Origin of the sequence: Pseudomonas sp. Xaverov 83 (genome assembly GCF_019352905.1) — a bacterium.
GTDB classification, from domain to species: Bacteria; Pseudomonadota; Gammaproteobacteria; order Pseudomonadales; family Pseudomonadaceae; genus Aquipseudomonas; species Aquipseudomonas yamanorum.
Window position 1 is genome coordinate 1 of the sequence record NZ_JAAAFU010000007.1, and the last position, 12,604, is coordinate 12,604.

At 62.1% G+C, this 12,604-nt stretch carries 12 protein-coding genes and 1 riboswitch; of the genes, 1 reads left to right on the forward strand and 11 read right to left on the reverse strand.

The features are described 5' to 3' along the window. Nucleotides 1–86 precede the first annotated feature (86 nt). From K0H47_RS02725 to cobO, 6 genes are read right to left on the reverse strand one after another with little or no spacing between them, the layout of a single operon-like run. Nucleotides 87–1,538, reverse strand: coding sequence for a cobyric acid synthase (locus tag K0H47_RS02725; RefSeq protein WP_219271882.1), 1,452 nt, complete (start codon nucleotides 1,536–1,538; stop codon nucleotides 87–89). After that, nucleotides 1,535–2,524: a threonine-phosphate decarboxylase CobD gene (gene cobD, locus K0H47_RS02730; RefSeq protein WP_177026426.1), complete on the reverse strand. Its 990-nt coding sequence runs from the start codon at nucleotides 2,522–2,524 to the stop codon at nucleotides 1,535–1,537. The genes K0H47_RS02725 and cobD overlap by 4 nt, the downstream gene beginning before the upstream one ends. Continuing rightward, nucleotides 2,517–3,425 (reverse strand): adenosylcobinamide-phosphate synthase CbiB, encoded by a 909-nt coding sequence (gene cbiB / locus K0H47_RS02735; RefSeq protein ID WP_219271884.1) that lies wholly within the window; start codon nucleotides 3,423–3,425, stop codon nucleotides 2,517–2,519. The genes cobD and cbiB overlap by 8 nt, the downstream gene beginning before the upstream one ends. Further along, a complete protein-coding gene (gene bluB, locus K0H47_RS02740) occupies nucleotides 3,422–4,072 on the reverse strand; it encodes a 5,6-dimethylbenzimidazole synthase (RefSeq protein ID WP_177026428.1) in 651 nt (216 codons plus the stop codon). Before bluB ends, cbiB begins: the two co-directional genes overlap by 4 nt. Then, entirely contained in the window at nucleotides 4,069–5,460 is a 1,392-nt protein-coding gene (locus K0H47_RS02745) for a cobyrinate a,c-diamide synthase (protein WP_219271886.1), read from the reverse strand. The genes bluB and K0H47_RS02745 overlap by 4 nt, the downstream gene beginning before the upstream one ends. After that, on the reverse strand, nucleotides 5,457–6,068 hold the full coding sequence (gene cobO / locus K0H47_RS02750; protein ID WP_003210751.1) for a cob(I)yrinic acid a,c-diamide adenosyltransferase: 612 nt from the start codon (nucleotides 6,066–6,068) through the stop codon (nucleotides 5,457–5,459). Before cobO ends, K0H47_RS02745 begins: the two co-directional genes overlap by 4 nt. A 79-nt stretch (nucleotides 6,069–6,147) precedes the next feature. Continuing rightward, nucleotides 6,148–6,385, reverse strand: a riboswitch (cobalamin riboswitch). A gap of 99 nt (nucleotides 6,386–6,484) precedes the next feature. Between cobO and K0H47_RS02755 the strand changes: the two genes are divergently transcribed. After that, nucleotides 6,485–7,798, forward strand: a complete 1,314-nt coding sequence (locus K0H47_RS02755; protein ID WP_219271888.1) for a sorbosone dehydrogenase family protein — start codon at nucleotides 6,485–6,487, stop codon at nucleotides 7,796–7,798. A 68-nt stretch (nucleotides 7,799–7,866) separates the two neighbouring features. Here the strand turns inward: K0H47_RS02755 and K0H47_RS02760 are convergent, their stop codons facing one another. From K0H47_RS02760 to K0H47_RS02780, 5 genes are all read right to left on the reverse strand, one after another. Then, on the reverse strand, nucleotides 7,867–8,409 hold the full coding sequence (locus K0H47_RS02760; RefSeq protein ID WP_003210749.1) for a C40 family peptidase: 543 nt from the start codon (nucleotides 8,407–8,409) through the stop codon (nucleotides 7,867–7,869). 144 nt (nucleotides 8,410–8,553) lie between these two features. After that, the gene (locus K0H47_RS02765; RefSeq protein WP_063032442.1) at nucleotides 8,554–9,198 is read right to left on the reverse strand and encodes a C40 family peptidase; all 645 of its coding nucleotides are present in this window, start codon (nucleotides 9,196–9,198) and stop codon (nucleotides 8,554–8,556) included. A 213-nt stretch (nucleotides 9,199–9,411) separates the two neighbouring features. Then, the gene (gene hda / locus K0H47_RS02770) at nucleotides 9,412–10,116 is read right to left on the reverse strand and encodes a DnaA regulatory inactivator Hda (protein ID WP_010176467.1); all 705 of its coding nucleotides are present in this window, start codon (nucleotides 10,114–10,116) and stop codon (nucleotides 9,412–9,414) included. A gap of 217 nt (nucleotides 10,117–10,333) precedes the next feature. Then, complete coding sequence (locus tag K0H47_RS02775) at nucleotides 10,334–11,407, reverse strand: AI-2E family transporter (protein ID WP_063032444.1); 1,074 nt, start codon at nucleotides 11,405–11,407, stop codon at nucleotides 10,334–10,336. A 50-nt stretch (nucleotides 11,408–11,457) separates the two neighbouring features. Next, nucleotides 11,458–12,498, reverse strand: a complete 1,041-nt coding sequence (locus K0H47_RS02780) for a DUF2066 domain-containing protein (protein ID WP_063032446.1) — start codon at nucleotides 12,496–12,498, stop codon at nucleotides 11,458–11,460. Between the last annotated feature and the right edge of the window lie 106 nt (nucleotides 12,499–12,604).

Below are 12,604 nucleotides of genomic sequence, written 5' to 3' on the forward strand. Positions count from 1 at the left end.
GGGGCGTTTGCCAAAAGTGACCCGCTGTAAGAGCGGAACCATAAGTCGCCGTTACCTAAATAACGGATATTCACACGATCCAAAAATCAGACCCCACACAACGAGCGTAACAAAGCCGTATCCAAATGCCGCTCTACCAAATCCGCCAACCGCTCAATATCCCGCTCCCGCAACCCGTGATAATCCACCTCTTGCACATCTTCCAACCCGGCCCAACGCAACAAAGCACTACAGGCCGCCGGAGCCTCAAACACCCCATGCAAATAGGTCCCAAGAACCTGCCCATCCTCACTCTGAGCCCCATCCCGACGCCCATCGTCCAACTGCACCGCAGCCCGCACCAAACCAGCGCCACTGGTTACGCCCGCGTGGATCTCATACCCACTCACCTCGGCATCCTCCAGCAACAACCGCCCCCGCACGTTACGCAGTTGCTTCTCCTCCTCCAGGGTCGTACTGAACGCCAACAACCCCAACCCCACACTCGAACCGCAAGGCCCTTCCAGCCCCAGCGGGTCATGCACCTGCTCCCCGAGCATCTGCAACCCACCACAAATCCCCAACACCTTCCCGCCATAACGCAGATGCCGAGCCACCGCCGTGTCCCACCCGTTGGCCCGCAAATACGCCAAATCACTGCGCACACTCTTCGAGCCCGGCAAAATAATCAGGTCCGCCGCAGGAATCGCCTGCCCCGGCCCCACAAACTGCAAATCCACCTGCGGATGCAACCGCAACGGATCAAAATCCGTGTGATTACTGATCCGCGGCAATACCGGCACCACCACCTTGAGCACTTGCGCCGCCTTGTCGATCTGGCGCTGGTCGATACCGTCCTCAGCCTCCAGATGCAGATCCATCACATACGGCAACACCCCCACCACCGGTTTGCCTGTACGCGCTTCCAGCCAATCCAACCCCGGCTGCAATAGCGCGATATCGCCGCGAAAGCGATTGATGATGAAACCTTTGACCCGCGCCTGTTCGGTGGGTGACAACAATTCCAGAGTGCCCACAAGGTGCGCAAACACCCCGCCGCGATTGATGTCGGCAATCAGCAGCACCGGGCAGTCCACCGCTTCGGCAAAGCCCATGTTGGCAATGTCGTTCGCCCGCAGATTGATCTCGGCCGGCGAACCCGCGCCCTCGACCATCACCACCGGGTAAGCCGCACTCAACCGCGCATGAGAGGCCAGCACCGCTTGCATCGCGATGGCTTTGTAATCGTGATAAGCCACGGCATTCATGGTGGTCACGGCGCGCCCGTGGATGATCACTTGGGAGCCCGTGTCGCTGTTGGGTTTGAGCAGCACCGGGTTCATGTCGGTGTGGGGCGCCAGGTTCGCCGCCTGGGCCTGCACCGCCTGCGCTCGGCCGATTTCGCCGCCTTCGGCAGTCACGGCGCTGTTGAGTGCCATGTTCTGCGGTTTGAAGGGCACCACCGGTATGCCCTGGCGCACCAACCAGCGACACAGCGCGGTCACCAACGTGCTTTTGCCCGCGTCGGATGTGGTGCCCTGCACCATCAAGGTACTCATGAGGCTTCCCTGTAGGCGCTCAGCGCCTGTTCCAGCCGTAACCAGTCGGCCTCGGTATCCGGCAGGCCGAAACGCAAGCTGCTGTTGTCGACAAACAGGCGCAACAGAATGCCGCGCTGGGCCATGAATTCATGCAGCTGCTCTGCTCGGTCCGTGATCATCCACTGAAACAACCCGCAGCCGCCCTGAGGCCGCAAGCCATGGCGTTCAAGTACGTCAAACAGACGCTGGCTGGCCGACTCGCAACGCAGCCGCTGTTGCGCATGGCCGACGGTATCGCGCAGACACACTTGCCCAAGCACCCGCGTCGGCCCGCTGACGGCCCACGGCCCCACCTGTTCGGCGAGCAGCTTGAGCAGATTGCGCTCGGCCAGCACAAACCCCAGCCGCACGCCGGCCAGACCGAAGAACTTGCCGAACGAGCGCAGCACGATCAGGCCGACTTGGTGGGCCTGGCTTGCCAGGCTCAACTGCGGGGTGATGTCCATAAAGGCTTCATCCACCACCAGCCAACCACCGCGCTGGGCCAAGCGTGCATGCCAGTCCAGCAGGCGTTGCGGCGTCAGGCTCAGGCCAGTGGGGTTGTTGGGGTTGACCACCACCAGCACGTCGAGGCTCTCGAGGAAGAAGTCGACTTCCTGCTCCAGTACTTCGCGCACGATGTACCCGGCGCGACGCCAGGCTTCGGCGTGTTCGGCGTAACACGGCGACAGCACACCGACCTTGCCCGTCCGGCGCAGTCGCGGCAATAACTGGATCGCGGCCTGGGAGCCGGCCACGGGCAGTACGTGGGTCGCGCCGTAATATTCGCAGGCGGCCTGTTCCAGGCCGTCATCGGTTTCAGGCAGGCGCGCCCAGGCCCGCAGCGGGATTTCCGGAATCGGAAACGGCCATGGCGCCAGGCCACTGGACAGGTCCAGCCAATCGGCCTCTGCAATGCCGTATTGCAACGCCGCCTTGCGCAAGCGGCCACCGTGCTCAAGCATAAAACTCAGCCCCCACACACAGAATCAGCAACCACAGCCACACGCCGCGCTGCACCAGTTGCCAGCCGCGCTCGATGGAATCCGCATCCGCGGCCGGACCTTCGCCCAGTTGCGGGCGCTGATGCAGCTCGCCGTGATAAATCGCTGCGCCACCCAGCTCCACCCCAAGGGCGCCAGCCCCCGCCGCCATCACCGGGCCGGCATTGGGGCTGTCCCAGGTCGGGCCCTGAGTGCGCCAGCATTTGAGGGCCAGGCGGGTTTTGCCCAGCAGCGCGTAGGTCAACGCCACCAGGCGCGCCGGAATGTAGTTGAGCACGTCATCGATCTTTGCTGCGGCCCAGCCGAAACGCTCAAAGCGTTCATTGCGATAGCCCCACATGGCATCCAGGGTGTTGCTCAGGCGATAGAGCACCACGCCGGGCACGCCTGCGACCACAAACCAGAACAAGGCGGCAAATACCGCGTCGCTGCCGTTTTCCAGCACCGATTCGGTGGCTGCACGGGCGACTTCGGTGCGATCCAGCTCGCTGGTCTGGCGGCTCACCAGATAGCTGACACGCTTGCGGGCCTCGCCCAGGTCATCACTGCGTAACGCTTGCGCCACCGGCAGCACGTGTTCGCCGAGGCTGCGCATGCCGAGGGCGCAATACAGCGCGAGGATTTCCAGGACCCAACCGATGTAAGGCGCCCACGAGAGGGCCGTGGCCAACAGGGTCAGCGGCACCACCGCGATCACCCATGCCGTGACGCCATGGCTGCGCCAGCCACGGCCGCCGGAGTTGAAACGCTGCTCGATACGCCCGGCAAAATTACCGAACGCCACCAGCGGATGCCAGCGCCTGGGCTCGCCCAGCAGCGCATCCAGCGCCACCGCAGCGACACTCAGCAAGGCCACACTCATTGACTCACTCCCCAAACATTCTCATACAACATGTCACTCAGTGGCCGTGGTTCGGTCCAGCCTTCGAGCTGCAACATCGGTGCCGGGTAGAACTCGGTCACCGGGCCCAGGCACAACACGGCCAGCGGCTTGGCGCCGGGCGGCAGGCCCAGCAGGTCGGCCAGGGCCTGGGGCTCGAACAGCGAGACCCAGCCCATGCCCAGCCCTTCGACGCGGGCTGCCAGCCATAGATTCTGGATAGCACAGGACAACGATGCCATGTCCATTTCCGGCAAGGTACGGCGCCCGAAGATATGCCGTTCGCGATCGTCCATCAATGCCGCCACCAGTACTTCGGCGCAGTCGTTGATGCCTTCGACCTTGAGCTTCATGAACTGGTCGGAGCGCTCGCCAAGGGCCTCGGCGGTGCGTACCCGTTCTTCTTCCACTAACTGCTGGATCTGGCCGCGCAGGTTGCGGTCGCTGATGCGGATAAACCGCCAGGGCTGCATCAACCCGACGCTCGGCGCCTGGTGGGCGGCTTGCAGCAGGCGGTGGAGCAATTCAGGCGCGACGGTGCCACCGCTGAAGTGGCGCATGTCACGGCGTTCGGCGATGGCGCGGTAGACGGCTTCGCGGTCGGCTTCCGGAAAGGCGTTGTCCGTCATGGCCTCATCGCGGGCAAGCCCGCTCCCACCGTAGATTGCGTTTCAACTCGGTCAAGTGTGGGAGCTGGCTTGCCTGCGATGGCGGTCTCAAGACCTGGCGCAAACAGCGCAGCCACCGCCGTCGGGTTGGACGGGAAGTAAAAGTGCACGTAGGAAGCCGTCATCCGGCCCTGACGATAAACCGCCTCGGCGCCACGCCCACCATTCGGGCTCAGGCCCCGGGCAATCGGCTGCCACTCGGTGCTGGTCAACGAATGATGGTAGGTATGGCCGCGCAACAGGCCTTCTGGCAGTTCGACGTTTTGCAGGGCCAGTGCCGCCAGGCGCTTTTGCATCACGGCATCGCCCTGGAGCAGGCCGACCAGTTCGGCACGGGTGCCGTCGACATCGGTGAGCGAGTCCAGCAGATAGAGCATGCCGCCGCATTCGGCCAGCAGCGGTTTGCCAGCAGCGTGATGGGCGCGGATGGCGTCCAGCATCGCGGTATTTTCCGACAGCGCCTGGTGATGCAGTTCCGGGTAACCGCCGGGCAGGTAGAGGCTGTCAGCTTCGGGCAATGCGCGGTCACGAATCGGCGAGAAGAAGCACAGTTCGGCGCCCATCGCCCGCAGCAGGTCGAGGCTGGCGCCATAGGTAAAGGCGAAGGCTTCGTCACGGGCCACGGCGATGCGTACGCCGGCCAGTAACGGCTCAGTCTCGATCACCTCGGGTGCGGCGAACTCCACCGGCGGTGGCAGCGCTACCTCACAGCTGCTGCCCAAGGCTTGGGCGGCGGCGTCGAGGCGCAAGTCGAGGTCGTTCAGTTCACTGGCCTGCACCAGGCCGAGGTGGCGGCTGGGCAACTCGATGCCGGTTTCCCGGGACAGTGCCCCGTACCAGCGCAGGCCTTCGGTGAGGCTGCCTTCAAGCAGTTGCGCATGGCGCAGCGTGCCGACACGGTTGGCCAGCACACCGGCAAACGGCAGGTCCGGCTGGTAACGCGCCAGGCCCAATGCCAGGGCGCCGAAGGTCTGGGCCATGGCCGTGCCGTCGATCACCGCCAGTACCGGCACACCAAAGTGCCGCGCCAGGTCGGCGCTGGAGGGCGTGCCGTCGAACAGGCCCATCACGCCTTCGATCAGGATCAGGTCGGCTTCCCCCGCCGCTTCCCACAGCAACCGGCGACTTTCCTGCTCGCCCACCATCCACATGTCTAATTGATAGACCGGCGCACCACTGGCGCGCTCGTGGATCATCGGGTCCAGAAAGTCCGGGCCGCATTTGAACACCCGCACCTTACGCCCCAGGTTGCGGTGCAAACGGGCGAGCGCGGCGGTGACGGTGGTTTTGCCCTGGCCGGACGCCGGTGCGGCGATCAGGACAGCAGGACAGTGACGGGGCTGATTCAAAGTTCGATGCCTTTCTGCGCCTTGATACCGGCCTGGAAGGCGTGCTTGAGCATGCCCATTTCCGTCACGGTGTCGGCCATTTCGATCAATTCGGGTTTGGCGCCACGGCCGGTGACCAGCACGTGTTGCATCGGCGGGCGGGCCTGCAGGTCGCTGAGTACCTGGTCCAGGTCGAGGTAGCCGTGCTTGAGGGCGATGTTCAGCTCGTCCAGCACCACCAGGCCGATGGCCGGGTTCTGCAGCATTTCTCGGGAGACCGCCCAGGCGGCTTCGGCGGCCACGATGTCGCGCGCACGGTCCTGGGTTTCCCAGGTAAAACCTTCGCCCATTACGTGGAAGCGCACCTGCTCGGGGAAACGGCGGAAGAACAGTTCTTCGCCGGTGCTGTTGCGGCCCTTGATGAACTGCACCACACCGCACTGCATGCCGTGGCCCATGGCTCGCGCGAGCATGCCAAAGGCAGAGCTGCTCTTGCCTTTGCCGTTGCCGGTGAGCACCAGCAGCAATCCGCACTCGTTCGGTGAATTGGCAATGCGCTCGTCAATCACGGCTTTTTTGCGCAGCATGCGCGCCAGGTGGCGTTCGTCACGATCGGGGGATTCAGTCATGGCAGCTCTCCGTTGGGGCTGGACAAAAACGGCGGGCAGGAAAAAGACACATACAGACAGCCAAGCATCGCCCACCGTGATGCTGTTGGATGGATCAGGCCGGTCTCCGGGCTCATGAGTGGCATCGGATGCCGAGGGTGCGCCTTCCCATATCGCGGGCGATACAGTGGCTTAAGGCACCGTCTTGACTCATTTACCGTTGCGGGGGCAGCGCCGGGATCGTGGCGGCACTGTAGAAAAATGCGCTCACTCACCGGCTTCCCTGTTTCACTCAGTCGGCGCGTACGCCACAGAGCACCTGAAACAAGCCGCGAAGGTTAGTGGGTTGGGGGTGGAGCGTCAATTAAAGCCGGACATGCGCGTGAACCATCGGGCCGCTGCGCTCCTCTACCACTACAGGTATTAAGGAGAAAACCATGCACAAGACCCGACTTGCCCTACTGATCATGGTCGCCGGCACCCTCGCCGCCTGTGGTGAAAGCTCGACCCTTCAGGTGTCCGACGGCACCGGGCCCTCGCCCAAACTGCCGGAGCCGAATAAAACCCTGATCCCCACGGTGAACATCGCCCCGGCCATCGGCTGGCCCGAAGGCGTCAAGCCTACCCCGGCGGCAGGCACCCAAGTGGCAGCGTTTGCCGAAGGCCTGGATCACCCGCGCTGGCTGTACGTACTGCCCAATGGCGATGTACTGGTGGCGGAAACCAACGCACCGCCCAAGCCGGATGATGCCAAGGGCATTCGTGGTTGGGTGATGGAGAAAGTCATGGGCCGTGCCGGGGCCGGCGTGCCGAGCCCGAACCGCATCACCCTGCTGCGGGACGCCGACCACGACGGCGTAGCCGAAACCCGCACGGTGTTCCTGGAGAACCTGAACTCGCCGTTCGGCATGACACTGGTGGGCAACGACCTGTATGTCGCCGATTCGGACAAGTTGCTGCGTTTCCCCTATCAGCCAGGCGAAACCTCGATCAAGGGAGCCGGCACCACGGTGACCGACTTGCCGGGCGGCAGCATCAACCATCACTGGACCAAGAACGTGGTCGCCAGCCAGGACGGCAGCAAGCTGTACGTCAGCGTGGGCTCCAACAGCAACGTCGCGGAAAACGGCCTGGAAGCCGAAAAAGGCCGGGCCGCGATCTGGGAAGTGGACCGTGCTACCGGCCAGCACCGCATCTTCGCATCCGGCCTGCGCAACCCCAACGGCATGGCTTGGGAACCGCAAAGCGGCAAGCTGTGGACGGCGGTCAATGAGCGCGATGAAATCGGCAGCGACCTGGTCCCGGACTACATCACCTCGGTCAAGGATGGCGCCTTCTACGGCTGGCCATTCAGTTACTACGGGCAGCACGTGGATGTGCGCGTGAATCCGCAGAACCCGGAGCTGGTGGCCAAGGCGATTGCCCCGGACTACGCGGTGGGTCCGCACACAGCTTCCTTGGGGCTGACCTTTGCCGAGGGCAGCAAGTTACCGGCGCAGTTCAGCCATGGCGCATTTATCGGCCAACATGGTTCGTGGAACCGCAAGCCTCACAGTGGCTACAAGGTGATCTTCGTGCCGTTTGAGGCCGGCAAGCCAAAAGGTCAGCCGGTGGATGTGCTGACCGGCTTCCTCAACAGCGACGAGAAAGCCATGGGCCGTCCGGTCGGCGTGGTGATCGACAAGCAGGGGGATTTGCTGGTGGCGGATGATGTGGGGAACAAGGTATGGCGGGTGTCGGCGGCTAAATAGCCAACTTCGCAAACACCGCAAAACAAATGTGGGAGCAAGCCCGCTCCCACATTTGGTTTCGTGTTTTCCTAGGGGTTTCGTGCCAGGTGCTCCGCCGGCAACACACGCTTGGCGCTCAGGTAGGCATTCTGCCAATAAGCCTTGGACAGCGTGTCCAGCTTCACCGTACCGCCGGTTTGCGGCGCATGCACAAAGCGCCCCTCACCTACGTAGATCCCGGCGTGGCTGACCTGCGAGCCGCCACCGGTGGCGAAGAAAATCAGGTCGCCGGTCTGCAGGTTGTTTTCGCTCACATCCTGAGCGCGCATCACGATCAGCTCGCGGGTAGTGCGCGGCAGAGAGATGCCCGCCGCGTCACGGTAGACGAAACCGATCAAGCCACTGCAATCAAACCCCGAGTCCGGCGTGTTGCCGCCCCAACGATAAGGCGTGCCGACCAGGCCCAGCGCACGAAAAAGCACGTCTTCGGCAGCAGGCGAGAAACTTTGGGTGGCGTAGGTGTTGAACACCGGCTTGGGCTTGACGGCCACGGGAGCAGGCGGAGGACGGCTTGCGCAGGCGCTGAGCAGCGCGGCGCAAACCAGAAGAATTAGGCGGGCCGAGGTCGACATGGGCAGAACAATCCTGATCTGGATGCGGCTTTCGCTGCCGAACGTTGAAAAACAGAACGCGCAAGCAAAGCTCGCGCGATCGATTTACAACAATGTCCAGGGATTCTAGCGCTTACACGTCAAACTTCAAGTATCACTTTAACTTTACTTGCTAGCGGTAACGGTAGTCGGGGCCATCGCCAGGGCGCGCTTGGCTTCGATGAAGGTTTTGCTCCAGTAGCTGTCACCCAGGTTGTCGACTCGCACACCACCGCTGCGGCGGCTGCTGGAGTGGATAAACTGGTTATCGCCCAGGTAGATACCGGCGTGACTGACGCGACCACGGCCAGCCGTACTAAAGAAAAGCAGATCACCGGGCTTGAGGTTGTTTCGTGCGACCAACGGTGCATCAACGTTGATCATTTCGCGGGTGGAGCGCGGCAGATTCATGCCGGCTTCCTCGCGGAACAGGTAGCCGATGAAACCGCTGCAGTCGAAACCGGCTTCAGAGGTACCGCCAAAACGGTAACGGGTACCGATCAGGGACATGCCGCGTTCGAGAATGCTGTCGGCCAGAACTGGAAGCTGGTAAGGCTTGGCGCCGGCGAAGTCGGCGAGTTCTTTTTCGGTAGCCTGCTCTTCTTTATAGAAAGCTTCCTGGTAAACAGTGGAAGACTGAGATGCTACGAATTTTGCCTGGGACTGTTGTGCTGGTTTCTGCTGCTCAGCCACGTTTTGAGTGTGGGTGGCGCAACCAAACAACAGGGTAACGAGTGCGAGAGGCACGAGGGGTGCGAAGCGATTTAGCATGGGCACGACCGTGGCTGATGTGTAAAGAAGCCGAGACTATGCCTTCTATCACATCGATTTGCAAATTCAATCGTGATCTATGTGACTTCTTGTTTGAACTATGACATCTAAGCCCTTAACACCCTATAGACCCCATTTGCGTGGCCAAAACGGCACAAACGCAGGTTTTCTGGCGCCTGTAATTTGCCGAAAGCCGCGATTTTAAAGGGCTGGCTACCAGCCGAGGGTTTCCTTCAGGAAGGGGATGGTCAGCTTGCGCTGAGCCTGCAAGGAGGCCTGATCGAGCTGTTCGAGCAAGTCGAACAGTGCACTCATGCTGCGGGTGCCACGGGTGAGGATAAAATGCCCGACTTCATCCGTCAGGTGCAATCCACGGCGGGAAGCACGCAGTTGCAGGGCACGCAATTTGTCTTCGTCGGACAACGGGCGCATCTGGAAAATCAGCGCCAGGGTCAGCCGCGACTTCAAGTCAGCCAGCTTCACCGGCAGCTCACGTGGCGAGGTGGATGCAGCAATCAACAAGCGCCGACCACTGTCCCGCAAACGGTTGAACAGATGGAACAGCGCCTCCTCCCAATCCGCCCGCCCCGCTACCGCCTGCAAATCATCCAGGCACACCAGTTCGTATTGCTCAAGGTTGTCGAGGATCTCGATACCACGGTCCAGCAGCTCCGCCAACGGCAAGTAAACTGCCGGCTCACCCATCTGCTCGAAGCGCAGGCAAGCGGCCTGTAACAAGTGGGTACGCCCCACGCCGTCCTTGCCCCAGAGGTAGATCAGGCTTTCGGTCCACCCGGCGTCGGCTTCGCAGAGCCGCTCGACATAGCCGAGTGCAGCGGCATTGGCGCCTGGGTAGTAATTGATAAAGGTGGCGTCGTCACGCAGACGCACACCTAGGGGCAGCTGAATCGGTTTCATGCTGACTGAACGGTTCCAATCGAACCGTTAGTGACCTCTGTGTAAAGTTTGCAAAGTTTATACCCGTGACGCCGGGCGCACAATGCAGCAGACCACAAGCAAAATCAAAGGTTTGCGTTAACTTGTTGGATTTGGTGAGGATTGTTTGACGCAATGGCGAAACGCCAGAGCCGATAAATGACAAACCCGGCCTTGAGCCGGGTTTGTGATACTGCGGTTACAACTCCGGCTCGTCGACCCCGGCGTACATGTCCGAGTCCTTGTACAGGTCGTGCACATGGCGCACCAACACCATGATCACCGCCGCTACCGGCAGCGCCAGCAGGATCCCGGTAAAGCCGAACAGCTCGCCGCCCGCCAGGATCGCAAAGATCACTGCCACCGGGTGCAGACCGATCCGGTCCCCCACCAGCAACGGCGTCAGCACCATGCCTTCCAGGGCCTGACCGACCATAAACACCGCGACAATCCCGAGCATCGGATACAGGTCGCCGTGGAACTGGAACAGCCCGGCCACCAGCGCCGCACCGATACCAATCACAAAACCCATATACGGCACGATGGCCGCCAGGCCAGCGATCAGGCCGATCAACAGCCCCAGCTCCAGACCAATAGCCATCAGCCCCGCCGCATAGATGATCCCCAGGGCCAGCATCACCAACAACTGGCCCCGAACGAAGGCGCCAAGCACCTCATGACACTCCTCGGCCAGGGAGACGATGCGCTCCTCACGGTCGCGTGGCAGCAGGCCGCGGATTTTGGCCATCATGATGTCCCAGTCCCGCAGCAAGTAGAACGCTACCACCGGGATCAACACGAGGTTAGTCAGCCAGCCGATCAGCGCCAGGCTCGAAGCCGTCGCCTGGCTCAACACCACGCCGACAATGTCAGTGGTCTGGCCCATGTGCTCACTGATGGCGGCCTTGACCTTGTCAAACTTCCAGAACCCGTCTGCCAGCCCCAGCTTGGCCTGCGCCCACGGCATGGCCGTGTGTTGCAGCCAGTCGAGCATCTGCGGCGCCAGTTCATAGAGCTTGAACAACTGCTTGGCCAGCATCGGCACCAGCACCAGCACCAGCGCCGTGATGATCAAGGTGAACAACGCAAACACCGCCACTACGCCCCAGGTACGTGACAGGCCGATCTTTTCCAGGCGATCCACCACGGGATCGAACAGATAGGCCAGCAGTAACGCGACCAGGAACGGCGTCAGGATCGAATGCAGCAGGAACACAAAAACGCACAGCAGGACAATCCCGCCAAGCCACACCCAACGACGCGTATCCGCCATAAACCCTTCCCTCTGTTATTTGCTTCCTGCTTCTATATAAGAAGGAAGGTTTACCAATGAAAACGTAGTTGCGGCGTCGGCTCGACCGGCGCCGGTTGTGCACCTTCCACCACCGGCTGCGGAGCCGGTGCTTCACCCGCCGGGATTTCCTGCAACTTGGCCAGGCTCAACTGAGTGCGCAACTGCTCGGCGCTGCCATTCACACGATAGACGATGCGACTGCCATCCACCCGCACCGGCTGGGCACCGAACGGCTCCAGCAGATGCCCCAGGGCGGCGTAATGCTCAAGGTTCATACCCTGCACTTCCAGCAACTGATCGCTGGTGGCAGCGCCGGCCTTGACCGCAAAGCGCGGGGCCAGGCGTTCGCTGACGGCCAGCAGCACGGCGTCGGCCAGCGCGGCGGTGTCAGTACCGGTGGCGGTGCCCTGCTCGCTTTTATCGCCCAACCAGAGACGCCACTTGGCCGACCATTGGCCGCCGTCTTCGCGGGCATGCACCGCCAGCAAGGCGTCGGCGCCATAACGTTCGGACGCGGCACGCAGTGGCGTGGCGTCGGGGCTTTCAAGATTCGGAGCGGTGGCGACGATTTGTTCGTCCAAGTCACCCAGCGGCAGGCGCAAAGGCAAACCACGGTGCTGGGCCGCGCGACGCAGCGGTTGGGCGACGGCCTGGCCATCGCCCACCAGGCTGCTGCCTTCGACGGAGTCGTTCAGCCACCAACCGAGGATCGACGGCCGATTGCTGCCCCACAGCGCCAAGCCTGCGCCACGCAAGGCGCGATCGGTACTGACGGGGTCGAAATCCACTTGCAGACTTTCCGGAGGGCCGGCGTCGTAGCCGTATTGGCTGATGATCTGTTGCGGGTCCTTGCGAATCGCCGCCAGGCCTGGGCCATCAGCGGCCTTGGCGTCGCCGGTCAGGCGGATCACAAGGGTTTGCAGGGCACGCTGGGTAGCCTGATCACGCTCCTGGGGAGATTGGCTGCTGACTGGCTCCAGCACTTGATAGAGGCCATTGAGGGTTTCGGCATGACTCGCCAGGCTGACCAACGACAAGCAGCCCACAAAAAAATATTTACTCAGACCCATGAAAGAAGATTCCCGAACGGCAAAATAAGCGGTTGGAACAGACCGCGTGAACACTGTTGAGCAAGGCTGTGACCACAGCGACCGGCAAAACATTCACAGGGTCTCG